Here is a 20,885-nt window from a genome sequence, read left to right on the forward strand (position 1 = left end):
AAAATTGGTAATTACCTACCAAAAATGTTGTGACATGAAAAAAGCCACTGCAAAAACAGTGGCTTTTTACCAAAATAATAATTAACTAAACAAACCAACTATCCTCTAGATTCTTCAATTAAGAAGGTCATGGCTCCAGCAGTGAACACTTTTAAATTGATAAATGCATTTTCTAATCCTGTCCAAGTAGCACCATTTTTCAAGATGGCTTTCTTATCGGTTACACCAGTAGCCAATGTTGCAGGATCAGCACCACCGCCACCTATCAACTGTATTACAGTTCCGTGAGGCAATGACACTTCTGAGAATCCAATAGCTGCAGTAGTGGCCAAACTTGGAAGTTTGTAGAACGCACCATTTGCAGTATTTACCGCTACCGCAGTACTCAAAGCCACAGCATGAGGCGCACCTAACAATAAAGCTCCTTCGTAATGCTTAGGCAATAAAGACGTTTTGGCAAACGATTTGAATTTCAACATATGAAAACGCCCATCGTTATTGTCTTGTTTACTTGGCGACAATTGCAACGGCGCACAAGGTGTTCCCATTACTTCTCTCCAAGCTTCTTGACAAGTCCCATGAATGATGATCACGTTTTTGCCCATCCAGTTCTGAATGAATTCTTTTATCTCCAATTCATTACCCGGATGTTGCGCATCAAACGTTTGTGTGATGCTTACAGAATCCTCATCACCTTCGCTTTCATAAGGCGCAGATATTTTGGATTTGGTAGAATAAAACTGGTACATTTTTGCACCTGCCTTCAACCCAAAGTTACCTACTAACCTAACCCCATTGTCATCGCTAGGCGGAAAGAATAAAATATCCTCTACATCAATGATGGTTACGTTTGGTTCTTTGGCTGCTGCCGAACCAGCGGATATTCCCGCTGGTTTCAACACATTTTTTTTAATATAAAGTCCCATTTTTTATCTGGTATTAAACAGTTATACTTCTTCCAGTTTCTACCCATACGGCATCAACATAAGTCAGCTGCACGTAATCGTTGCTATCTCCTAATGTGGCTGCACTAGCTACATTGATATTTCCAACATCAGATAAAGTCACGTCTACTGAAGCCGTATCGGTTCCGTAAATCTTGATTGTTTTACCCTCTACACCGCTCAATATGTTACCGATCGCTTGTGTAGCTGTTCCAGCAAATCTGAATACTGTTCCCCCTTTAGAATCAATAATTCCTGAAGTGAAATTAACATCAGCCGTTGGCACAACCGGAGGCGTAGTAGTACGAGATAATTCTTTGAATTTTCCGTCTTCTTGCGCAAACAATACCAAGGTTCCACCTGAATTTAATGGGAAATCAGCAGTCAACAATAAGTTAGCGTTGCTTTTCACCGCTTTGGCGGCTGCCAATCCTGTGTTTCCTTTGATACGCACTACTGTTCCTTTTCCTGCATACTCGATATTAACAATATCAGTTTTCCAAGCAGCATCCACCTCGATGTTTGAGAAAGCTGTTTTTACAATTCCAGAATTGTCAATGTCAAAGGTTGGGGCAAAAACATCGTTTCCAAATACAGGCATGTTGTTCGACCATACTTTTTGCATTTCAAATTCTCTTGGGTCACCCGCTTCTAACTTAGTTCCCACAAATTTGATACGGATTCCCAAACGGTAATCTGCAAAAATGTTGGTATCTCTCTTGTCGTGAACAATCGTAAACTTCCCTTTTTCAGACACATTGTAATCCAAGATTTCAATGTTTTTAGATTGCGTGATCGCAATAAAATCTGATTTGGTTTGGTCAATGATTTCTTGGAAAATGATGTTCGGGTAATCAATCGGACTCATCAATGAGTAATTCATTTTCCCTTGATCAGTGCTGTATAATTTTGGGTACAATTCGCCCGCACGTTTCATATACGCTTTCAACCATCTAGAGGACAATTGAATTTCTAATCCTTGCTCTTTTCTTTCAATCTCAGGTATCAACTCGATTAAGGTATTGATGTGGTCCACGATATTCGCATCGGTTGGCGCTCCAATGTCAAACGGACGGAATTTTTTAGAGATTTCTTTGTGGTACCAGTACAAGAAACGTAACCCGTTTTGCGAGTTCACTGCTGCACCTGGTTTGCCATCACCTTCTGGAGACTCTACGAAAATACCATTGATTTGCGCATTGCGATCATCCAGCATTTGACGTTTTACAATTTCAGACAACAAGAACCCAATGAACGACATTTTCCAAGGATGAGAACCATCGTTGGCGTTGTATTGTCTGATCCAAGTGTTTTCAATTTCTTGCAATTCGTAACCATCAAAAGTGATATCTATTTTCTTGCGATACACTCTACCTTCTTCGGAAGCAATTTTGAATTTGTTCTTAGGAGACCATCCTTTGGCTCTTCCTTGCACGATTTCGGCAGGAATGATATAACCATCACTCACACGATCCAAAACGCCCGTTTTACGGCTCCATTGGCTTGGCAAATCACGGAAGTCATTGAACAAAGAAGATAATACTCCGTTGTTTTCTTCCACAAAATGCTCCATATCGCTTTGCAATAACGGAATGACACCACTTTGATTAAAGTCTGTAGCTTTCACGCCTCCATCTCTCATACGAGCATTCCAAGAACGGCCACCTTCAAAGGCATCATAGCTTTTTCCGCTACCAAACAAGTGTGTTGCTGAGTGTTTCATGTTTTTGTTATTGCCGTGGATTACCGCTAGCGGAGCATCACCTTCGGGATCATTAATTAATTTTGCAATCGTTTGTGCCATTTCTTTTTGCTTTTCTCCAATGGCTTTTAAAGAAGCTAAAGTAGCAGAGTCGCCTTTTTCGTCTTTAGCAATGTTTTTAATCTCCTCTTCAGTAAGATTCGATTCTTGCACCAAGGCATCCACTTCATCTTGAATGGCTTTCAAGTCCAGATTGTGCTGCGCCATGTTTTTAATCTCGGAATTGATACCGTTAATCGCTTTTTCGGCCAAATCTTCGCCGAGGGCATCGACAATTTTTTGTCGTTGCGCATCATCCAAATTGACTTGCTGTGCTTCGCCATCAATCGGAATTTCTTTCAAACCAAGCAGCGCCGTAAACATTGCGACCGTCTTAGCCATTAATTTCCATTTCATAATAAATGATTTTAGGGGTTAAAAATTAGATATAGTGTTTCGTTTCACTCAATACATGTAACCGTTGAATGGCTTGGTCTAGCGTACCAATGGCATCGATCATGCCGTACTCCAAAGCCTTGTCGGCCCCAAAAGTTTTACCGGTCAATACGCCTACTTCTTCTTTCAAATTAGGGCAAGCGGCACGCACCGCCTCTTGGAACTTGATAGCCAAAGGAGACAAATGCTCTTCTTTGATCATATCATATTTACCTTCCAAAGCCATTCGCCACGCTAAGTTCTTATGCTCACTTTCGTCAGGATAGATGTCATGGAACTCATAACCTAGTTTTTCCAAATACTTACGATTGTCCGCAAAGGAAGTCGTAACGCCCACAGAACCGAAAAGCGCAGACACATCATTATCGGCCATTTTTAAATCAGCTACAGCGCACATAGCCCAATAGTGCAACGAGGCACATTGATCTGCAATAGCTACTACAGGCTTGGTTTTTACTTTAGCAAAATCTAAGAATCCACCAATTGCCGATACGCTTCCCCCTGGACCATCGATATTAAAAATCGTTCCTACAATGTTTGGATTTTTGTCGGCGGCTTTAAGAGCTCCCACAATTTCGTCAGCACCATAGGTACACCAGTCGCCGTATTTCATTACGGGTCCTATCATATCAATAACGGCTACCGATCCTTTGGGAGCGGTAATCATTCCGTTTTCGTCAGGCTGTACCTTTTTGCCGTTTTCATTGATCACACTCATAATAGCGTGCGTTTTGGGCGCCATGTCCACAGCATTACCGGTAATGATTTTATGAGCTATGGGCGCATAGGACAAAATACCCTCTTGACTCATAAGCCAATCGGAGCGCATCATATCCATTAACATTCTGTCTACTCTCATGGTGTATATTTTTTACGAAGTTGATTTTATTTATTTAATAAGCCTGTGACATTAAAAATCCACTTAAAGCGATACTTTAAGTAAGTTACTACCAAGACAACAAAAGCAACGAGTATTAACCAAATCCAAACTGAAAAATGAATTGCTTTTCTATCTATGATTTTATCCTGTGCATTGGCTTTTTCGATAGCTTTGGATTTACCGACCTCTTTAGCTTGTTTCCCTTTGGTTTCCACCGCTTCTGACTTTCCTGCCTGACGCACTTGCTCTTTATCCTGATGAAGCGTGGTTTCCTCTACTAGCGAAGCATTCTCCAATTCCACACGCTTGCCTTGACTGTCTATTGCTACTGCTTTTTTGTCGGGTAGGATAGGAGTGTAGGTTTTCTTGATCTTTATGGTATTAGCAACAGCATCAGTAACCTTTGATGTTTCAATTTTCACATTGAGTTCTTGCTGCTCCGACTGTTCTTTGCGCACAAGCGATTCGTTTTGTATCAGTGAGCTTTGTTCCTGCAGGCGTTTTTTGGTACTGCCGCAGCTATTGACCATAATAGCAAAGGCAAGAACCACAAACCAAAACAATAACGCTTTTAATGTTTCGTTTCTCATCGTTTTTTTGTGTTAAGTAGTCGCAATCCCATTTGTTTCATAGTTTCTTTATCCCCCTTCAGCACGATTCGGCCCTTTTCTATACTTTCCATAGGCACAAAACGTATTTTAATACCTCTCTCTAAAATTTTTTCGTCTAGGTTTTCGGCAAATGCTTTGGCTTTTTCTAAAGTCTCATTACCGGAATAATAACAAATCATTTCTTCTGGATCCATAACTATCGGTTTCTAGGCAGTTTTAGTTTGTGATACATCGGATTCTCTTTCAACATCAAATCCTCGTATTCTTTGTACGCATCGAACGAAGGACATTCCTTTATACGCTCCCAAGGTTCAATCGCTCCGTTTTTGTTTTTATCATTCGAGAAATGATAATGGCCCACAATCATCACGTTCTGCAAATCATTGCCGTTGTCGTGCAGCCAGTTCATCATTGATAGGATCTCTTGAAGCAATCCATTCTTTTGCGCTTGCGTTCTGGTATCGGCTGCTTTTTTTACATCTTCATGTAATACGCCACCACGATAACACAGGTGCAAACATTGCGAATTAAACCCTTGTACACCATTGGTAGGTGTATTGTAGTTGGCTAGTTTATGAGCCGTACCGTCATAGTCTATCCATGTGGCATAACCTGGAGACTTCCAACCTAAACTGTTTTTCCAGAAAGCTTTCATGCTTTCTAACGTTCCGTGTCCTGCTTGGCAATGCACCACGATGTAGCGAATGTTTTTAGCTCTGTTCATATCTATACAGCATCAGCGTTTTTACTCCCATCAAACTCAAACCAGCGGTTGTATTTTCTTAGTATAATACCAACCACACCACCAGCTTCTTTATACCCCAATGTACCTAAGTTTTCTAACCATGAAATCAGCAATTGCATTACTATAGCGGTAAACACCACATAGTACAACCACACAAACGGATTTACCTCTAATCCAAGAACCACAGGAGCAGGCATACCTGATGAAAAGGTGAACAACACATAAAGAATAGCACTATACACGCCTATTTTCAGTATCATTCGCCCTATTTTTCTAGACTTAATGCGTTCTTTATTCACTTTTACCGAGGCTTTTATGCCTGTTTGCACTTCGGCCACGATCAAGAACACAAAAGCCACATAGATGGCAATATCTAATCCTGTAGAGGTTTCGATAAAAGTCTTAATGGTTCCAAGTATCCAGCTCATGGCTAGATACAAACCTGCTTTGTCTTGATAGAAAATTTTGAACATGGTGGTTTTGAAATCCTGTAGATTATCATAACCAAAGCCTTTGAGTAAGTAATTGAGTGTTTTCATGATTTAGGGTTTGATTTAATCAAAAATAGCCTACAACCCTAAACTTTAATGTGACATGTATTTACGCGTTGAAACGCACCACGTTTGGCGATTTTTTATTTTGAAACCGACACGCTATCTTATCTGTTTTTCGTTCTCTATAGTACAATCTTCGCAGCGTTTCGTTAGAAAATCCACATTCTAACAAATCATATTTATCGATAAACTTATCTATAGCAGACACAATAACACCATCGCAATTATTCTCTACACAACCGTTTACATATGAAACAAAAGACATTCGGAATAAATCCTCCATCAAGTCGTTAATATCCTCTGTTGTTTCTTTAGGAAGCTGCAAAAAGGAATTGCGCCCGTTTTCGTATTTATAAAAATTACCTTGATAACGCTTAGAACCACCTTCGTCTACCACACTCATGTATAAATTAAAGTGATCCACGTTAAGCGGGCGACCCGCTTTCACCATCAACAAACGGATCATGCGCCCCAGGGATGAAAACTGAGGAGAGAACAAGACCGCTTTTACCTTACGGTTACCATAACTCACCTCTTTCCCTTCGCATTCTTTGAAGAAAAAAGGAATCAAGTGCGGACGAATGGCTATTGGAACTACTGACATAGTTTTTGGTTTTATTGGTTTACTTCTTTTGATTATTATAAAAAAACAGCGCCCCCATCCCAGCAAGAAGATATTTGATCATTTCAATAATCTTATCTCTGGATTCTACACGCAGGAGTGGCCGCTCAAAGTAGATGACAATATCTACCACGTACAAGCACAACAGCGTGGTGACGAAAAGAATCACTATGCGCAACAACACAAGCCGCTCGCTAAGGATTTGCGACACCACCCGATTCACGTACATCACTGCCGTCATCAGGAAGACTATTGCGAAGAGGACTCTTAGGGATTCCATTTCTTTTACGAAATTTTCAAAACGATGTAACCCGGCTCATTTTCACTAGCTGTACTAACAACTTCTATCTTACCATTAATAACATCACCTATAAGTACACACTTACTATTTTTTTCATATACCTTGATAGATCTACCTATCCATTCAGATTCAACATTTATTACGTCACTCAATGAACCATGATAATCTAAGAATAGAAAAACATCACTGCCGACTTCAACAAATACATAATTTGTTCGTCCAGAAGGATTATTCTCCGGATTTGTATAAGCCCTGTAAGCAACGCTTGAATAAAATGAGTTTGGCTCTATAACAACAGGGTTCTGACTACTTACACCCATAGGATATAGTTTTCTAGAAGTATACAGAAACATGGAATTATGAACGACATTTTTTCTATCAGAATGCACACCTCTATCAGTCAAATATCCAAGCATAACTGAAACTTTTGAGTTAAAATTCACCACTCTATCAGGAGGACTAGTAGGATTTTCCCAATATGACGGGGTTAAATTCAAAGGAGAAGCGGGTGGATTAGTCCAATTACAAATTTTACGCAGGTCATATACAGTAGAACTATCTGAAATAGGAAGAGATTTTGGAACGTACAGATAACCATTAGCCAATGGACCAGATTGAACAAAGCCATGAAAATTAAAAACTAATTTTTTATACGCTCGAAAAGTAGTATTCACAACCGTATTTCCGTTTCTTGTAAACCTGTAATTAAGAGAATGATTAAATATTTTTTGCGTGCCAGGCAGACTATTAAGCTGTGGACTGGAAGAATACCCTCCAACAGGTCTATTAGCAATTAACTGTTGCACAATACTCGGAAGATCCAACACATCATAAGATTCTATTATATCAATAAATTTGCCATAATAAGTACCATCCTCGGAGATTTCTTTTTTTCCATCAATTAGAATATTGACAGCAGAAGGAGCAACTGTTGTATAAGTATTACCTAACCCAAAAGAAGCTGATACCACTATATTTCCAGTGTTGGCACCGTTACTATAATAAGTCAAGACACCTAGAGGTTGAGCAAACGAATAACTATAACCATCAACTGCTTGATTTTTAGAAATCATCCAGATATTATCAACATCGACAATTCTTGCAATTACAAATTCCACGTTAGACGCATTTTTATAAACACTTCCCACATCTGACAAAACCTTACCATGACCAATCATAGACACATTGTAACCTTGCGTCCAAGAATGATTTCCTCCTACATACGAACCATTGACATATGCAGGACAGATATCATCACCAGAACCTTTTAAAAATAAAGAAACCACAGAAGGATCCCCGCCTTTTTCACACAAATACTCATTGATAAAATTAACATTTGGATTATTAAGATAAGTAGACATATTTCTTACATGTACAGACTTGACTAAATCAAAATTAGAGTCCCACGAAGAAGCGATATACACCATGTCCCCATCTTTTTTCAAACGAACTCCTTTATCCAACAAAAATGGTTCTAAAGCTTCTCGCTTAATTTTAAAACCAAAACTTTCGAAAAATGTACCAACACTACCTTTTTCGAATTGAATATTATTAAAAACACCAACGCCTAAAAATTTTATTGTAAACTGACAATACACAGCTTCAGAAGGAGCCAACACCCTTCCATTCATATAACCAAGAGAGTAATTAGACAACTCGACTCCAGTATCTGGATTCAAAGGCTTCAAATTGACGCCTAATGCATTAACAAATCTAATTTCAGTCAAGCCTCCATTATTTCTACCCGACAAATAATACATCTCTCCTCCAACTACAGGTATCATAGATGATACTGCACACGAACTTTCAGCAACTAAAAACCCTTCTGTAGTAGATATATAGTACCCATTTAAAACAGACAAAGGATTGAACAAATTTTTCCCCTCCTCAACAACACTAAAAGCGTCACTAGCCTTACTCGCTGCTCCAATAAATTCAGAAACAAGAGGCGTTTTTAAATCAACCTTTACATTTTTCCAATCTCCATATTTAACGCCACCAGTTGTAAATTCCAATGTAATAGCCAAAAAATTACACCCTACAGGTATCTTAATATCATTCCTGCCTAACTTCAATGTAAATCTAGACTGCTGAACAGAATCAGAAGACATGTAAGCACATAACTCGTTTGATATATCACTATAGACTATATATTCCTCCCCAGGATGAACAGGAAAAACAACTAATTTATAATCATTAATATCCGCAGGATTAATTCCTCCACTAGTATTAACGTACCCGCCTTCATAAAAAAAAGAAACAGACCCTCCAACAGACAATTGTTTGCCTATATCTTTGAATTCTTTTTTAGTTACTAAATTTGTAAAATCCAACGCCGTCTGGCTCACACTAAACGCACCCGCAGCATTTCTAGAAATGACAGCAAATGAGTTACTATTTACCACAACGCCACCAAAATTTGTATAAGTACCGGGAGCAATAGCGGTCCAATAGGCGCGCCCGTTTCCTGTGGGTGTCGAGGTGGGTTCTATGGCACCTAGGTAAACGGATTGTTGTATGGTAGCCATTTCATTAACCGCTCGTTTTAATTGGTTAATTTCCTCGGCCGTCATACAATATTCGGCTCCGTATTTTTCTATAAAATCTGCTAGTAATGGGCTGTTTTTTTTGTCTGCCCATTCTATTGGTAAATCTGCGCTCATAAGTATAAGGATATAGGAATTAATGTAGGTAAGCCAATTGCGTTTTCGTCTGAGACAAATCCTGAAGGAAATATTGATACGGTTTCAAATTCTACTTCGGCGGATTTAATATTTGTTTTTATATTAATTTTCGGGCGGGCATTTTGCTGCATATCGTTACGCCCTATTACTATGTTTTTGCCCGAGGTGAGTTTTATTTTGATAAAACGCACCTGGTTCATCAAGGCTATTCTTTCAGAACGTTTTGCATCGGATGCAGGAAAACGTATGGTAAGGCTTTGTTTGTATGAGGTTCCTGCTGGATTCTCTTTAGATTCCTCGGCAAAAGCCACAGATCCTAAGCCTATATATGTTTTGGTAAAATCAACAGCAAACATAGCCGAATCATAAAACGGCTGCCATTCCGGAATACTGGACGGGGATAACTCACCACGAAAGGCCAATTCGACCCCGCAAATGTTTGGGTTAAACGATACTTTATCAAGCAGTTGCATACTATTTTTTGTTTCTACGAATATACTCAAAAAAATGTATTAATAGTATATTTTGTAAGAATAAAAATGTATTTAAAGTATATTTTTATGTAAAAAGTAAAGTATTTCTTTTTTCTAGTATTTTCTAAAAATCCCAAAAAACCTAGAAATTTTTGTAACATTGTAACCGACCCCAAAAACAAGCTTTAAACCCTTATAGAATAAGGGTTTTTTATTTACAACCATTTTGTAACGAGAAGATGAAAGAAAAAACCATTTTTGTAACCCTTTTTTTTGTTACAATTTTTTTGTAACAAGTGTTACAAAAAAAAAATAGAATTGTAACGTTTTTTTGCCCATTTTCCTGACCTTTGAGCATATTGTTACAAAGTTACAAAATTTTACAGGGTTTTATATTATTGGGGTGTGGGGTGTAGTATCGTGTAATACATTTCGCGCTTTTCATTTTTAGCCTGTGCAATAATTGTAATTTGAGGTAGTGTAGTGCGCTTGTTTTTTGTAGGAAATGAAAAGGGTAGTGGTGTTGTGTATTTTTTTGCTTATTTGGCCCAATATGCATTTCGTTTTCATATACGCGATTCTCAGGCGTTAGGAAAACAAAAAAACCACTCGGGAAGGAGTGGTTATTCTTTTTCGGCAGCTTGTTGCATTTGCTCGAAATACTGGATCTGTTTAAGGCACCATTCTTTGGTGTAGGTTTTCTTGTCATACCAAAATTGATGGCCATTATAACGCATTTGCCAAAACCAAATAGCGTTTTTGATGGCTCTGAGCTTGTTTTCTTTTTGTTGTTTGTCCATTTACGGGAGTTTTAGTTGATGTAGACGTTTCTTGGTGACCAAGGTTCCATTGATGTAATAGGCCTTTCGTTTCTCGTTGTAGGTGAGTTTCCGGAACACTTTGGTTCTCTTGCGCGGACAATGCTCCAATTGATACAATAAACCATCGTTCAAACACACGATATGATCGTATATTTTAAATTTTATAAGTATCTTGTTTTCAATGTTTTGCATAAGTTAGTTTACTTGTAGCGGTGAGTTAGGCAACAGTTAACTCAGCACCCGTTAAACAGAAGTATAAATTCTGAAGTTGATGAACATATTTTATATGTGGCAAACAAACCGAATGATTACACACATCTATTCCACTATCGTGTGTAAGAATTTCTACAAATCTACTGTTTCTAATTCTATAAAATGAGCCTATTTTTTCAAATCCTAACTTCAATAACCATTCTTGAGTTATTGGTATTCCCTCAAAATAATCATTTTCTCTTTCAGCAAAATCAGAAGTTAAAATCATATTATCGTAAATATCAAATCCTTCTACTTTTGTAACTATTTTTCCAATTAGAGAAATAAGGTTACCTATTCTTAATTCATTAATTTGTATCATTTTTTTATTTTTTAATTAATGTTGTGAAAAAATAACCGATTGCCTAACAAGTGCTATAAGAGATTTTCGGCATTGGTTATTAATCGTTTTATTGTTTTGTACTTGTAAAGATTTTTTACAAGTTGGAAGCAAGGTTTTGCGCTAATCCGAAAATCCTCTCATAGCACAAACGTTATGAGATAGCTTAACCAATAGCTGTCAATTCGCAATAATTGATAAATCCTACTTCATCAAAAAAAGAACCTTTAATCTTTTTTTCAGAGATAATGTTTTCTATAACAATAACAGGAACGTTATGCCTGTTTAACTCTCCTATTGTTTCGTGTCTTATTGTGGCTAAGCATCTATCGCCTAATTGTAATTTTTCTGCCCAATGAGTCACGTATTTTTCATTCATAAAATTTTCTAAGTCCATTTTGTTTGTGTTTATAAAGCCATCTCATAACATCTAGTACAAAGCACTAGGGTATTTCGGCATTGGTTATTAATCGTTTTATTTGTTTGTGTTTGTTGTCATTGTTTTGTGGCGGATGTGAATCGGCTTTCTTAGTTCAGCCGAAAAGCAACACGCAACGGTTAGTGGTTATTAACCAAACTATCAAGAATCTTCTTTTCATAATAATTAAGCTCATTTGGATTTAAGTCTATATGATCAAAATTACGATCACTTAACTGCACTCTAAGTCCCCAAGTTCTAACTTCAAACAATTCGTTAGCCGTCCATTTAGCTTGAATAATAGTTTGGTCAACGTCCTCATAATCTCCTGCTGATAAATGTTGGTTGGAAGCTCTAACGGTTTCTTTTATCCATTCTCTATGTTTTACTTTTAGACTATCAGGAATATATTTTACTTGCACTTTAGAGTAAATAGGATATTTAATACTAGTGTCTTTTTTGCAACCAACAAATAAAACAGTCACTAACATTATTTTGGCAAGATTGCGGGATAATTTTGTGTTTGAAATCATTGTTTTTAAATTTAAAGTTAATTTTTTGTTTGCGTGTTTGGGTCTTGAATTGTCCTCAATCTAGCTAGGCTGACGGACGTTATCAGCAATTAGACTGGAATCTTTGCTAACCACATTTGACCTGTTGAAAAACCTTTAAATCTTTCTTTTGTTAATGGGCTTTCTCCAATATCAATAAGCGGCAACAATCGGTTTACAATTTCTCCAAATTGTTCTAAATCAACTCCAATTTGATCTAACAATTCATCTTCTATTGTTTCCGAATCGGCATCTATTTCGTCATAATCTATTCCTAGGATAACACAGGCTAATTCTTCCATATCAAACCTATGTTCATTTGCTTTTTCTATTGGTATTCTTTTCATGGCTTTTGTTTTTAATTAAATATCGGTTTTGCATTACTCGCTATACTGGAACGTTAAGAGCATGATTTTTTTTATGTCTTAAAAGAACTTCCTCCATCAACAGGAGTGTCACTTAATTGTGTTTTGACTGCCTCCCATTCCATGTTGTCTGGAAAACATATGTAATTGTATGCGTCTTCATGCATATTTGCAATATTCTTTTTATCTGCATTTGACAACTCAATTTGAATAGGTGTTTGCTCTGCATCATACCATATTCCGTTAATATATACTCTCATTTTCTCCTGTTTTTTTAGTTGATTTTGCTTATCGTTGATATATCAATGTCTCTGCTGCCGTTTTTGGTGTGGATCAAAAAAGCATGTAGCTTCTTTTTGACAATGACACAGCTAAAAACATAGCGGTATTGCATTTCTTTCTTAGGAGCAGAGAACAACTCGAGCTGCACATTGGGTTTGTCATCGTGGTCAGGACAATTGAAAACGGCATACTTCACATTGCCTTCTTTGTAAATGCCTTCGTATTCCATGTAAACGCCTTCTTGTAAAGCAAACGAGGTTCTTTTTTTACTCCCTATCTTGGTGATTTTCTCCCCTGGAGCAATCGTGGTTCCTGCGGTAGTGGTGAGCGTTGCCTTGCTGATTTTTACCTTTTGGTCAAAACATAGGTACATCGCTCCCCATTTTTCTACTATGGTAATCATGGTATAAAATCATTTGGTCGTTCTACTTTTTCAAATTCTATTACCCAAACCCAAGGGTTTTTGCTCCAGGAATCAAAGCCGTTTATACTTGCCCATAAGGATTGAAAAGAACTAATCGCCGAACGCCAATCGCTTTTTACATTAGCATAGTCTTTATATCTTTTCTCGTTGAATAAATTGCTAAATTGTTGTTCAACGCCTTCACAAACTGCATCTTCTTCGCTTATGTCTGTAAGCCTTTCCGCTCGAATGTTGGTTATTTTTAAAAATATCCTTGCGTATTCTTTTGGTAAAAAAATACTAGGCTTTATTTTACTTCGATACAATGGCTTAGGAATATAGTCGTTGTCATCATCGGCCAAATAATAAACCTTGATACCGTAAAAAGGCAAATCTCTAGGTTTGAAGTGATCAAAGTTTTCGGCTGTGTAAAAGCTTTCTCTCACCCAAAGAATATCACCAATGTTATAAGGGCCTTCTTCAAAAGTGTATTTTTCTTTAGGATGGACTTGTTTATTTAAGTTCTCGAAAAAACGAAGCCCATAACAAGAGTCGTTTTCATCATCAACGATTCCATAACGATAGTTGTCAGGATTTTCATTTACAAATTCCAATCCTTTGGTTCTGCGCGTTTGTGTTTTGGTTCCGTTTTGAATTGCTTGCACCATTGGGGTGCTAAACAATATGGGTTTATAATTATTTTTCATACTTAACAAAATAAAAGATGGAGGTATACAATGACTAAGCAGCTACAAAACCCAAGAATAAACCACAACATGCGGGTTACTCTCAAATCGGTTTTATCTGGTGCTGTAATGTCTTCGTTGGTGGATGCCGAGACGTACTTATAGGCTACATATTTTTTCATAACTAAGTTTTTAGGCTGATTTTTGGTGTTCTTTTTTTCTGAAATGTTGACGCTCATTGGGTACAAATAATTGTTTTTTGGCCAAAAGATTGTCGAGATATAAAACCGTTACACTATTGTCGATATAAAGCGGCCCTGTAATGCTGTGCCCATCAAAAACGTAGTATATCTGATGCAGCTTGATGAATTTCACTGCTTCTTTTACATCATCGGCGGTGGCTTCTCTGAGTACCATATCGAATATAAATTCGTTGCCGAGGGTGTTGCTTATCGGTTGCACGGTTCCAACCAAGTTGAAAGCGTAACGGGTGTAAAGCTGCAAAAAGTCGGAACCCGAATGTGTGTAAAACGGCCCTGCTATTTGCTTTGTGTTTTGATCCAAATAAAACACCACTACATTTTCTTTTACAGCTTGTTTGCTGTGCATGTCGTTTACATCACCAGTAAACAAATCGCTCTTGGAGGCGCTACGCAAAGCGGTACGGACTTCTAAATATCGAGTAGACATGCACTATAGTTTTTCTATTTCACGAAATCTTATGGTAGAGAGCACAGGAATAAACAAACGCTGAGAAATAGTAAGTTCGTTAATATCCATCAGGAACAAAAAACAATGACATACACCTTGTAACTCTTCCCAATTATTACAGTTCTGGAAAATGGTTATGATTTCTTTGTCGGTATACATAACTACGCTCTTATTTGGTTAAAAAATCGACGAATGAGATAACTTCTAAGGAAGGAAACGACAAAGAACAGGAGTGTTATTTTGGCGTTGGTCGTGTGGCTGATGATGATTCCGAAGTAGGGAAAAATAAACAACTGTATACCGAAGCTTGTGGCTAAGCCTATCAGGGTGTTAGCAACGCTCTCTATTACCGAGAGCGTTTTGGTTTGCGGTTTCATTACGCAAGCTTTTCTACTTTCCATCCTTCGATGGAGTTGTACACCATTACTTTGTCTTCTTTTGTCACCTCGCGCCCTTTTAGGTTCACGGCTATTTTCACTCTTTGCCCTGGTACAATTCCATCAAGGAGGTTGACACGCCCTTGTGTGAATTTGATTTCGAGGGTTTGTGGGTATTGTTCCTCGGTGGTTACTACGGCTTCTCTTACTTCAAATCCGTTAGTTCCTACGGTTTTGGTCTCGGTTACTCTTTTTACTACTGCTGTGATTTCCATTTTGATTAAAGTATTTAAGATTTATAAATTTTGTATTTGGTTTTGTTTTTCATGCGATTATTCAAGATGTTATAGAGTTGTATTTTTTTGAGCTGCAAAAAATCAGCGGCTTCAATTACGGTGTCAAACTCTATTTTCTGACCGGAGTCATCTTCTATAGTTACGGCTTGCTTATTAGTAGCTTTAGTACTTCTTTCCTTTTGTATTTTCTCGTTCAAAGTAGGCGCTTTCACTTCTGCCTTTTCTTTTTTCTTGAAATCCTTGGTCGCCTGATAACAGGTGATAGGATTTAATTGTTGTGTCCAAAATTCTATGATCATAGCTGTGTGGTTTTGACAGATTAACTAATGGTTTCTATTATTTCTAATCTTCTTAAAATACAGTTGCCGAGTTCTTCAATTTTGGTTCTTGTAATGCATTCATCACATACAACTAATACTTTTGGATAAATCGTAAAAGGTTTATGCCCTTGTTTTTCAACGTCAACCCCTTCTGTTGCATGGTAGATTAATGGTATTAAATCTTTAATGTCCTTAACTTCATCCACAACAATTATTTTTGTTTTGTCAGTGCATTGAGCAAATGAAAATTTTGATCTTAAACTATCTACTTTTACTACTGTTTTTTCTTCTTCTTTCAAAGAAGATATTAGCGCACCTGCTACAGTTGTTTTTCCACTTTTATTTTTACCTGTTATTATCAATGTTTTTTTCATAATTATCTCTTATTTAAAAATATCTTCTTCGTTGTTGTATACTTGTACGTCTACTGTTTTGAATACTTCTGGATTCTCTATCGTTCTTACAAAAAACATTTCTTGTGCTTTTCCGTCAAACTTTTGAATGATCCTTCCTCCGGTATTATGAAGGTCCTTTGGATTAAATAGGTACCCATTTAAACTACAGTAGGCTTTCATCGCTTTTTTAAACTTTTGAGAACTCCACTTGTTTGACTTGGTGGCTTTCATAAACTCATCAAAAGCGTAATCTTTTGGAAAATACTGGTCTAAGTATTTCTTATCTCCTTCTTCTAATGTGCCTGGATTAGTTTCTCGCGTTGCAAAGAACGCATCGGCCCATCCTTCAAACGCATCGCCCATTTCGGCTCTCAAACTTCGCTTGGTCACGTTATCCATTGGCGGGTTTATTTTGGCTGGATGCGACAAATAAAACTTCAAGCACTGTGCGCAAAAGTTGTAAAAGGCGTTCCATTCCTCTGGAGTGAAATCTCGAAACAAGTTGCGCCCTCCAAAATCATCAGATATTGTTCTGGCTTCGCGATATTCGCCATCTTTATTCTCATGATAATAATCTGAGAAGGAACAAAACAAGAGCCTTCTTGCTGTTGATGGGCCATCATCTTTTATGGTAAAGTTTGAGGTAATTACAAACTTTGGCGATTTGCTAAACGGTATTTCATACGGTTGCCCATTTTTTGGGTTTACTTTCAAAGAACCTGTGATTTCGGAATAGAAAAACCCAAAATCTAAATATTGATTGGCATCGTCAATAAGGATAAAATCTGTGTCCTCTGTAACTCCATGGTAAATGAAGTCGTTTTGGGTTACTTTTGGATCTCTCCCTTTGATGTAGAATCTTCTTTTCAGAATGTGATTCATGTTTCCAAATCCTACTGATTTCCCACTCCCTCCGTGGCTTTCTCCTGTTTCGGATATTTTGTTGTCCATCACAAACAAACACCATGGTTTTGCATCGTCTTTGTATTTGTGCAACAAATAGCCTATGGCATATATTTTATTAATCAAGTGTAGTTTTTGTTCATACACTTCATCATCCGTCAATCGACTACCAGCTATATTGAATTTGTTTTTCTGAAAGTATTCTTCGGCTTCTTTTTCAAGACCTCCTTCAAAAGATTCTTCTAACTCTCTACGCCAGTGTACTCGAGAAGCATTGATCAAATAATTGAAAAACGGATTGTTTTTATTAACTACTTCAATATCCAAATCGCCATCGGCATCGGTTGTTATCTTGAAATGATCGTCTTCTTTTTTGATGTCAAAATCGATTATTTTGTCTTCCCAAACATATTTTTCAACCTCTCCTTGTTTGAACTCTACGATTTCTTCTCCTGTTATTTTCCATACTTTTTTGGAGAAGAATAAATACTGCGTGTGCTTGTCGGCATCGGTAAAATCAATATCTAATTTGGGTAGCTTAGACAATGAGTTTTCTTTTAACCTTGGTGAGTTGTAGATGTAATCTCTCAAGTCTGGATTCATTTGGCGCTCTTCCAAAAATCCGTGAACAAAGTTTTCAATCTCATAGGGGTGCAAAATCTTGATAATAGAACCCACTTTTCGGATGTACAGGAAACCTTCTTTTAGATTTTCGCTTTCGTATCGGCCAAAACCCATGAGCTTCAAAAAATGATACAGCCTTGTATTAGACAAATTGTAATTCATTTTTTTGTTTGAGAACCATTCCGTCCAGAACTGTAAAGGCAATGCGTTGGCGATGAGTTTGTCGAGTCCGTTGGTGAATGCAGTACTTGTTTTTGGATGATAGAACTTTTCTACATAATCTTTAAAATCCTTGCACGGATTGCCACGCTTGTCGCGGTATAGTTTTAATTTTTCTGGCAACCAAAGCAATTTGATGTCTAGAAATTTCAATCCCATAGCTAAGGCTTGTTTCACTCCTGTAGCATCTAAATCGGCTACGTAATAAATTTCTTTTGCCCACATCTTTATTTTTTTAATTTCATCAAAATCTAACTGATCACTTTCTGAATTGGTAAACAATGGAAATTTTCCAAAGCTGTACAGATTAAGACCGTCGGTTCCACCTGATATGATAAAAGCAGCATCTACTCTTGGGTCATATTTTTTGGCTGGTTTTTCGTCTTCATCGTAATCCATATCCATATCTGGATAATCGTCTTTCTCCTGTGCTTTCTTTTTCAATTCAAACTCTTTTTGCAAAAGGTCCATTCCAAACACGTAGCGTTTTGGTTTTTCGCCAGCATATCGAAAACGGAATTGTTTATCATAGGAATTGGGTTGATAAATCTTTTGCCATGTGCCAAAGTCGAAAACAAATATTGGATAGTCCTCTGTTGATTCAGTCACAATTGTTTCGTTTTCTTTGCAATAGGTAAACGATTGACAAGAGCGTAAATGAAAGGCCTCGCAATGCAATTTGTTTACTCTAGGGCCTAGAATAAACAGTTCTTTTTCTGTAAATTCTTTGTAAACAAAGTGGTAGGAATTGGGCGTTTCATTTTTGGCTAAGGCTCTTTTTTGAATCACAGGTTTATGCACTTGTAGTGCTGCTCCTTTTATCTGGTATCTTGCACCTAATATGGAGCAAGCTTCACCATAAGAAACTGACTCTTCTTCCATACAGATCTGTATACAGTTGCGTGATTTTTGATCGCCACCAAAATCAGTAACAACCCATACTCCGTTTTCTAGTTTTTTTAATGATGCCGAGGCTGTTTTTTCTGTTCCTCTAATTTTGAATTGTTTTTCTCTTTTTTCGAATACATCTAAGCAGTTTGGATAGTAAGCTTTGATTACATCCAGTCCACCGTCGGTAGCATCGAAAATATCAGTGTCTTTTACATAGCTCATAAAGATGACCTCCTATTGTTTTGGGTTAATATATTTGGTTCGTGAACATTGATGCTAAGGGCTTTTGCTTCTTTTAAGAAATTAAAAGCGTTGGAAGTTTCTTTGAATTTATTTGCTGCGTTTTCAATGCTTTCGCAAAAAACAGTCACTGCAAGAGCTGATTTTAAAAGTTCTAATTCATTGCGATAAAACACACTGTATTTGTCTATTTCTTTTTCGGTAAAAAAACCGCTTCGCTCTAGGTTCTCGATTTGCTCTTCGAGTAGTGCGATTTTGTTTTGGAGAATATCTTTTGACATGGTAATGGTTGATTAGATTAGAGAAAAAACCATCCACCCAAAGCGGATGGTTTTGTGCACATAAAATTGGTAAGAACGTGATACCAGCTTACAACTGGATAAGGTTGAGAAACATCGAAATCAAAACGCCTTCTTGTTTGGTTTGGATTCCTAGTTTTTCGTATAGATTTTTCTTGAGCTTGTGTAGCGTGCCAAAAGAAACTTGAAGATCACCAGCAATGACTTCGTTTTTTTTGTTGGTAGCCATAAGCTGCAATAATTGAATGTCTTGGTTGGATAATTGTTGATTGTTGAAGCTAGGGAGCTTACAAAGAACACCTTCGGCTTGGCATTTCCCTCGATTGGGGCAAGGCCAATATTCTCCTTCTTGTAATTTTCCGTCTTTGATATCGCCTTGAAAGTCCAGCCCACCAAATCGGCATTTTGCAAATTGTTCCAAACGTCTAACATTGGAAGTAGGGTGCATGTCATGAAGAGCTAGTTTGACTTCTAGGTCTTGATCTATGGCTTCTTGAAGTATTTGTTGAGTTGCAAATGATATTTCGCAAAAGGGTAATATTCTTGCGTTTTGAATAATCCTTAGTTCATTGTTTTGCAAGAAGAATTCGATGGCGTTACAAGCCATACCGGGATAAAGGTTGTTGTGCATTACATTGGTTGTCATGGTAGTTGTGATTTAGTTTTCTTGAATTTTCTTTTTTAGGTTTTCAATTACTTGTTTGTTCTCTAATGCTACTTCGACCATTGCATTAAGAACATCTAGTCTATCAGAGAATCCTCTTCGAACGTTTCTGATAGTTCCGCGAGTTACTCCAGTATTTGGTAATTTATTTATCACCAATTCTCCATAGAATTTTGGCAAGTATCGTTCTATAATTTCCCTTGCCTGAGTGATATGCGAATGCACATCATCGTGTTTGCCTTTTTTCGGTATATTTGTCATAACTTCGGTATTTATGTCACAAATGTAGTATAAAAATGTACTCGTAGTACATTTTGAAATACAAAAATGTATTTTAAGTATTAATTTATAACGATTCTAATTTATGTATAACGAAAGGTTGCGTTTATTTTTCAAGAGTAAGGACTTAAAACAGAAAGAAATAGCAGAAATATTAGGTTATAGCCCTAATATGATTAGCAGATATTTAAAAGGATCCGATAAAGTAAATTCAGATTTTATAACTGTGTTGGTGAAGAAATTCCCAGAAATAGACCTACAGTACATTTTTAGCGAAGAAAGCAATACAGGAGATATACTCAAAGAACCAGAATCATCATACGCTGCTAATCACAATGTACTGGCAGATATAGAAATAATAGAAGAGAAATTACGAAATATCAAGGAATATTTGGCACAAAAAAGCCACGAATAAAAAATAAAGTCAATAAACACGTGCCTTTGGCGTTGTTTTAGGGTTCCTTCTGCGTTCACTTAAAACGATACTAATTTTTTAGTATCGTTTTTTTGTTTTTCCCCATTCCTTTTCAAAAGTTTT

At 37.2% G+C, this 20,885-nt stretch carries 31 protein-coding genes; 1 reads left to right on the forward strand and 30 read right to left on the reverse strand.

Annotated features, from left to right (window positions below; genetic code table 11):
* Positions 1–98: 98 nt before the first annotated feature.
* From ACZIX2_RS11065 to ACZIX2_RS11210, 30 genes are all read right to left on the reverse strand, one after another.
* On the reverse strand, positions 99–926 hold the full coding sequence (locus tag ACZIX2_RS11065; protein WP_463340148.1) for a hypothetical protein: 828 nt from the start codon (positions 924–926) through the stop codon (positions 99–101).
* 13 nt (positions 927–939) lie between these two features.
* Complete coding sequence (locus ACZIX2_RS11070) at positions 940–3,102, reverse strand: hypothetical protein (RefSeq protein ID WP_463340149.1); 2,163 nt, start codon at positions 3,100–3,102, stop codon at positions 940–942.
* A gap of 25 nt (positions 3,103–3,127) precedes the next feature.
* Positions 3,128–4,000 (reverse strand): S49 family peptidase, encoded by an 873-nt coding sequence (locus ACZIX2_RS11075; RefSeq protein WP_463340150.1) that lies wholly within the window; start codon positions 3,998–4,000, stop codon positions 3,128–3,130.
* Between the two features lie 26 nt (positions 4,001–4,026).
* Positions 4,027–4,611, reverse strand: a complete 585-nt coding sequence (locus ACZIX2_RS11080) for a hypothetical protein (RefSeq protein ID WP_463340151.1) — start codon at positions 4,609–4,611, stop codon at positions 4,027–4,029.
* The gene (locus ACZIX2_RS11085) at positions 4,608–4,826 is read right to left on the reverse strand and encodes a hypothetical protein (RefSeq protein WP_463340152.1); all 219 of its coding nucleotides are present in this window, start codon (positions 4,824–4,826) and stop codon (positions 4,608–4,610) included. The genes ACZIX2_RS11080 and ACZIX2_RS11085 overlap by 4 nt, the downstream gene beginning before the upstream one ends.
* A gap of 2 nt (positions 4,827–4,828) precedes the next feature.
* Positions 4,829–5,356 carry a peptidoglycan recognition protein family protein gene (locus ACZIX2_RS11090; RefSeq protein WP_463340153.1) on the reverse strand — a complete coding sequence of 176 codons (528 nt, stop codon included), beginning with the start codon at positions 5,354–5,356 and terminating at the stop codon, positions 4,829–4,831.
* 2 nt (positions 5,357–5,358) lie between these two features.
* Positions 5,359–5,916 carry a phage holin family protein gene (locus ACZIX2_RS11095; protein WP_463340154.1) on the reverse strand — a complete coding sequence of 186 codons (558 nt, stop codon included), beginning with the start codon at positions 5,914–5,916 and terminating at the stop codon, positions 5,359–5,361.
* 61 nt (positions 5,917–5,977) lie between these two features.
* Positions 5,978–6,535, reverse strand: a complete 558-nt coding sequence (locus ACZIX2_RS11100) for a hypothetical protein (protein ID WP_463340155.1) — start codon at positions 6,533–6,535, stop codon at positions 5,978–5,980.
* A gap of 19 nt (positions 6,536–6,554) precedes the next feature.
* Positions 6,555–6,833: a hypothetical protein gene (locus ACZIX2_RS11105; protein WP_463340156.1), complete on the reverse strand. Its 279-nt coding sequence runs from the start codon at positions 6,831–6,833 to the stop codon at positions 6,555–6,557.
* Positions 6,834–6,838: 5 nt separating this feature from the next.
* A complete protein-coding gene (locus ACZIX2_RS11110) occupies positions 6,839–9,517 on the reverse strand; it encodes a hypothetical protein (protein ID WP_463340157.1) in 2,679 nt (892 codons plus the stop codon).
* Positions 9,514–10,011, reverse strand: coding sequence for a hypothetical protein (locus tag ACZIX2_RS11115; RefSeq protein WP_463340158.1), 498 nt, complete (start codon positions 10,009–10,011; stop codon positions 9,514–9,516). The genes ACZIX2_RS11110 and ACZIX2_RS11115 overlap by 4 nt, the downstream gene beginning before the upstream one ends.
* A gap of 623 nt (positions 10,012–10,634) precedes the next feature.
* Positions 10,635–10,811 carry a hypothetical protein gene (locus ACZIX2_RS11120; protein WP_463340159.1) on the reverse strand — a complete coding sequence of 59 codons (177 nt, stop codon included), beginning with the start codon at positions 10,809–10,811 and terminating at the stop codon, positions 10,635–10,637.
* The gene (locus ACZIX2_RS11125) at positions 10,812–11,024 is read right to left on the reverse strand and encodes a hypothetical protein (RefSeq protein WP_463340160.1); all 213 of its coding nucleotides are present in this window, start codon (positions 11,022–11,024) and stop codon (positions 10,812–10,814) included.
* A gap of 25 nt (positions 11,025–11,049) precedes the next feature.
* Positions 11,050–11,406 (reverse strand): hypothetical protein, encoded by a 357-nt coding sequence (locus ACZIX2_RS11130; RefSeq protein WP_463340161.1) that lies wholly within the window; start codon positions 11,404–11,406, stop codon positions 11,050–11,052.
* A 184-nt stretch (positions 11,407–11,590) separates the two neighbouring features.
* A complete protein-coding gene (locus tag ACZIX2_RS11135; RefSeq protein ID WP_463340162.1) occupies positions 11,591–11,821 on the reverse strand; it encodes a hypothetical protein in 231 nt (76 codons plus the stop codon).
* A gap of 161 nt (positions 11,822–11,982) precedes the next feature.
* On the reverse strand, positions 11,983–12,375 hold the full coding sequence (locus tag ACZIX2_RS11140; RefSeq protein ID WP_463340163.1) for a hypothetical protein: 393 nt from the start codon (positions 12,373–12,375) through the stop codon (positions 11,983–11,985).
* A gap of 89 nt (positions 12,376–12,464) precedes the next feature.
* Positions 12,465–12,740 (reverse strand): hypothetical protein, encoded by a 276-nt coding sequence (locus ACZIX2_RS11145; RefSeq protein WP_463340164.1) that lies wholly within the window; start codon positions 12,738–12,740, stop codon positions 12,465–12,467.
* 71 nt (positions 12,741–12,811) lie between these two features.
* Positions 12,812–13,018, reverse strand: coding sequence for a hypothetical protein (locus ACZIX2_RS11150; RefSeq protein ID WP_463340165.1), 207 nt, complete (start codon positions 13,016–13,018; stop codon positions 12,812–12,814).
* Between the two features lie 14 nt (positions 13,019–13,032).
* Positions 13,033–13,443 carry a hypothetical protein gene (locus ACZIX2_RS11155; RefSeq protein ID WP_463340166.1) on the reverse strand — a complete coding sequence of 137 codons (411 nt, stop codon included), beginning with the start codon at positions 13,441–13,443 and terminating at the stop codon, positions 13,033–13,035.
* The gene (locus ACZIX2_RS11160) at positions 13,440–14,150 is read right to left on the reverse strand and encodes a hypothetical protein (protein WP_463340167.1); all 711 of its coding nucleotides are present in this window, start codon (positions 14,148–14,150) and stop codon (positions 13,440–13,442) included. The genes ACZIX2_RS11155 and ACZIX2_RS11160 overlap by 4 nt, the downstream gene beginning before the upstream one ends.
* Positions 14,151–14,152: 2 nt before the next feature.
* Positions 14,153–14,311, reverse strand: coding sequence for a hypothetical protein (locus ACZIX2_RS11165; RefSeq protein WP_463340168.1), 159 nt, complete (start codon positions 14,309–14,311; stop codon positions 14,153–14,155).
* Between the two features lie 10 nt (positions 14,312–14,321).
* Positions 14,322–14,819 (reverse strand): hypothetical protein, encoded by a 498-nt coding sequence (locus ACZIX2_RS11170; protein WP_463340169.1) that lies wholly within the window; start codon positions 14,817–14,819, stop codon positions 14,322–14,324.
* Positions 14,820–15,001: 182 nt separating this feature from the next.
* Positions 15,002–15,241, reverse strand: a complete 240-nt coding sequence (locus ACZIX2_RS11175) for a DUF7220 family protein (protein ID WP_463340170.1) — start codon at positions 15,239–15,241, stop codon at positions 15,002–15,004.
* Positions 15,217–15,492, reverse strand: coding sequence for a DUF3127 domain-containing protein (locus tag ACZIX2_RS11180; protein WP_463340171.1), 276 nt, complete (start codon positions 15,490–15,492; stop codon positions 15,217–15,219). The genes ACZIX2_RS11175 and ACZIX2_RS11180 overlap by 25 nt, the downstream gene beginning before the upstream one ends.
* Positions 15,493–15,506: 14 nt before the next feature.
* On the reverse strand, positions 15,507–15,812 hold the full coding sequence (locus tag ACZIX2_RS11185; protein ID WP_463340172.1) for a hypothetical protein: 306 nt from the start codon (positions 15,810–15,812) through the stop codon (positions 15,507–15,509).
* A 20-nt stretch (positions 15,813–15,832) separates the two neighbouring features.
* Positions 15,833–16,207 (reverse strand): nSTAND3 domain-containing NTPase, encoded by a 375-nt coding sequence (locus ACZIX2_RS11190; RefSeq protein ID WP_463340173.1) that lies wholly within the window; start codon positions 16,205–16,207, stop codon positions 15,833–15,835.
* A gap of 9 nt (positions 16,208–16,216) precedes the next feature.
* Positions 16,217–19,087, reverse strand: a complete 2,871-nt coding sequence (locus ACZIX2_RS11195; RefSeq protein WP_463340174.1) for a primase-helicase family protein — start codon at positions 19,085–19,087, stop codon at positions 16,217–16,219.
* Positions 19,084–19,386, reverse strand: a complete 303-nt coding sequence (locus tag ACZIX2_RS11200; protein WP_463340175.1) for a hypothetical protein — start codon at positions 19,384–19,386, stop codon at positions 19,084–19,086. Before ACZIX2_RS11200 ends, ACZIX2_RS11195 begins: the two co-directional genes overlap by 4 nt.
* Positions 19,387–19,474: 88 nt before the next feature.
* Positions 19,475–20,050, reverse strand: coding sequence for a helix-turn-helix transcriptional regulator (locus ACZIX2_RS11205; protein WP_463340176.1), 576 nt, complete (start codon positions 20,048–20,050; stop codon positions 19,475–19,477).
* Positions 20,051–20,062: 12 nt separating this feature from the next.
* Positions 20,063–20,329 (reverse strand): hypothetical protein, encoded by a 267-nt coding sequence (locus ACZIX2_RS11210; protein ID WP_463340177.1) that lies wholly within the window; start codon positions 20,327–20,329, stop codon positions 20,063–20,065.
* A 103-nt stretch (positions 20,330–20,432) separates the two neighbouring features.
* Here ACZIX2_RS11210 and ACZIX2_RS11215 point away from each other — a divergent pair, with 103 nt between their 5' ends.
* On the forward strand, positions 20,433–20,762 hold the full coding sequence (locus ACZIX2_RS11215) for a helix-turn-helix domain-containing protein (RefSeq protein ID WP_463340178.1): 330 nt from the start codon (positions 20,433–20,435) through the stop codon (positions 20,760–20,762).
* The last annotated feature ends 123 nt before the right edge of the window (positions 20,763–20,885 follow it).

The sequence above is a fragment of the Flavobacterium riviphilum genome, from assembly GCF_055231795.1.

What these genes read in the sequence shown, in the direction of transcription:
- ACZIX2_RS11145 (WP_463340164.1), bottom strand. Translation starts at nt 12,740, where the DNA reads ATGAAAAGAATACCAATAGAAAAAGCAAATGAACATAGGTTTGATATG.
- ACZIX2_RS11210 (WP_463340177.1), bottom strand. Translation starts at nt 20,329, where the DNA reads ATGACAAATATACCGAAAAAAGGCAAACACGATGATGTGCATTCGCAT.
- ACZIX2_RS11200 (WP_463340175.1), bottom strand. Translation starts at nt 19,386, where the DNA reads ATGTCAAAAGATATTCTCCAAAACAAAATCGCACTACTCGAAGAGCAA.
- ACZIX2_RS11185 (WP_463340172.1), bottom strand. Translation starts at nt 15,812, where the DNA reads ATGATCATAGAATTTTGGACACAACAATTAAATCCTATCACCTGTTAT.
- ACZIX2_RS11065 (WP_463340148.1), bottom strand. Translation starts at nt 926, where the DNA reads ATGGGACTTTATATTAAAAAAAATGTGTTGAAACCAGCGGGAATATCC.
- ACZIX2_RS11120 (WP_463340159.1), bottom strand. Translation starts at nt 10,811, where the DNA reads ATGGACAAACAACAAAAAGAAAACAAGCTCAGAGCCATCAAAAACGCT.
- ACZIX2_RS11115 (WP_463340158.1), bottom strand. Translation starts at nt 10,011, where the DNA reads ATGCAACTGCTTGATAAAGTATCGTTTAACCCAAACATTTGCGGGGTC.
- ACZIX2_RS11160 (WP_463340167.1), bottom strand. Translation starts at nt 14,150, where the DNA reads ATGAAAAATAATTATAAACCCATATTGTTTAGCACCCCAATGGTGCAA.
- ACZIX2_RS11130 (WP_463340161.1), bottom strand. Translation starts at nt 11,406, where the DNA reads ATGATACAAATTAATGAATTAAGAATAGGTAACCTTATTTCTCTAATT.
- ACZIX2_RS11070 (WP_463340149.1), bottom strand. Translation starts at nt 3,102, where the DNA reads ATGAAATGGAAATTAATGGCTAAGACGGTCGCAATGTTTACGGCGCTG.
- ACZIX2_RS11105 (WP_463340156.1), bottom strand. Translation starts at nt 6,833, where the DNA reads ATGGAATCCCTAAGAGTCCTCTTCGCAATAGTCTTCCTGATGACGGCA.
- ACZIX2_RS11095 (WP_463340154.1), bottom strand. Translation starts at nt 5,916, where the DNA reads ATGAAAACACTCAATTACTTACTCAAAGGCTTTGGTTATGATAATCTA.
- ACZIX2_RS11110 (WP_463340157.1), bottom strand. Translation starts at nt 9,517, where the DNA reads ATGAGCGCAGATTTACCAATAGAATGGGCAGACAAAAAAAACAGCCCA.
- ACZIX2_RS11170 (WP_463340169.1), bottom strand. Translation starts at nt 14,819, where the DNA reads ATGTCTACTCGATATTTAGAAGTCCGTACCGCTTTGCGTAGCGCCTCC.
- ACZIX2_RS11155 (WP_463340166.1), bottom strand. Translation starts at nt 13,443, where the DNA reads ATGATTACCATAGTAGAAAAATGGGGAGCGATGTACCTATGTTTTGAC.
- ACZIX2_RS11180 (WP_463340171.1), bottom strand. Translation starts at nt 15,492, where the DNA reads ATGGAAATCACAGCAGTAGTAAAAAGAGTAACCGAGACCAAAACCGTA.
- ACZIX2_RS11150 (WP_463340165.1), bottom strand. Translation starts at nt 13,018, where the DNA reads ATGAGAGTATATATTAACGGAATATGGTATGATGCAGAGCAAACACCT.
- ACZIX2_RS11205 (WP_463340176.1), bottom strand. Translation starts at nt 20,050, where the DNA reads ATGACAACCAATGTAATGCACAACAACCTTTATCCCGGTATGGCTTGT.
- ACZIX2_RS11165 (WP_463340168.1), bottom strand. Translation starts at nt 14,311, where the DNA reads ATGAAAAAATATGTAGCCTATAAGTACGTCTCGGCATCCACCAACGAA.
- ACZIX2_RS11135 (WP_463340162.1), bottom strand. Translation starts at nt 11,821, where the DNA reads ATGGACTTAGAAAATTTTATGAATGAAAAATACGTGACTCATTGGGCA.
- ACZIX2_RS11190 (WP_463340173.1), bottom strand. Translation starts at nt 16,207, where the DNA reads ATGAAAAAAACATTGATAATAACAGGTAAAAATAAAAGTGGAAAAACA.
- ACZIX2_RS11085 (WP_463340152.1), bottom strand. Translation starts at nt 4,826, where the DNA reads ATGGATCCAGAAGAAATGATTTGTTATTATTCCGGTAATGAGACTTTA.
- ACZIX2_RS11100 (WP_463340155.1), bottom strand. Translation starts at nt 6,535, where the DNA reads ATGTCAGTAGTTCCAATAGCCATTCGTCCGCACTTGATTCCTTTTTTC.
- ACZIX2_RS11215 (WP_463340178.1), top strand. Translation starts at nt 20,433, where the DNA reads ATGTATAACGAAAGGTTGCGTTTATTTTTCAAGAGTAAGGACTTAAAA.
- ACZIX2_RS11080 (WP_463340151.1), bottom strand. Translation starts at nt 4,611, where the DNA reads ATGAGAAACGAAACATTAAAAGCGTTATTGTTTTGGTTTGTGGTTCTT.
- ACZIX2_RS11090 (WP_463340153.1), bottom strand. Translation starts at nt 5,356, where the DNA reads ATGAACAGAGCTAAAAACATTCGCTACATCGTGGTGCATTGCCAAGCA.
- ACZIX2_RS11140 (WP_463340163.1), bottom strand. Translation starts at nt 12,375, where the DNA reads ATGATTTCAAACACAAAATTATCCCGCAATCTTGCCAAAATAATGTTA.
- ACZIX2_RS11175 (WP_463340170.1), bottom strand. Translation starts at nt 15,241, where the DNA reads ATGGAAAGTAGAAAAGCTTGCGTAATGAAACCGCAAACCAAAACGCTC.
- ACZIX2_RS11125 (WP_463340160.1), bottom strand. Translation starts at nt 11,024, where the DNA reads ATGCAAAACATTGAAAACAAGATACTTATAAAATTTAAAATATACGAT.
- ACZIX2_RS11195 (WP_463340174.1), bottom strand. Translation starts at nt 19,087, where the DNA reads ATGAGCTATGTAAAAGACACTGATATTTTCGATGCTACCGACGGTGGA.
- ACZIX2_RS11075 (WP_463340150.1), bottom strand. Translation starts at nt 4,000, where the DNA reads ATGAGAGTAGACAGAATGTTAATGGATATGATGCGCTCCGATTGGCTT.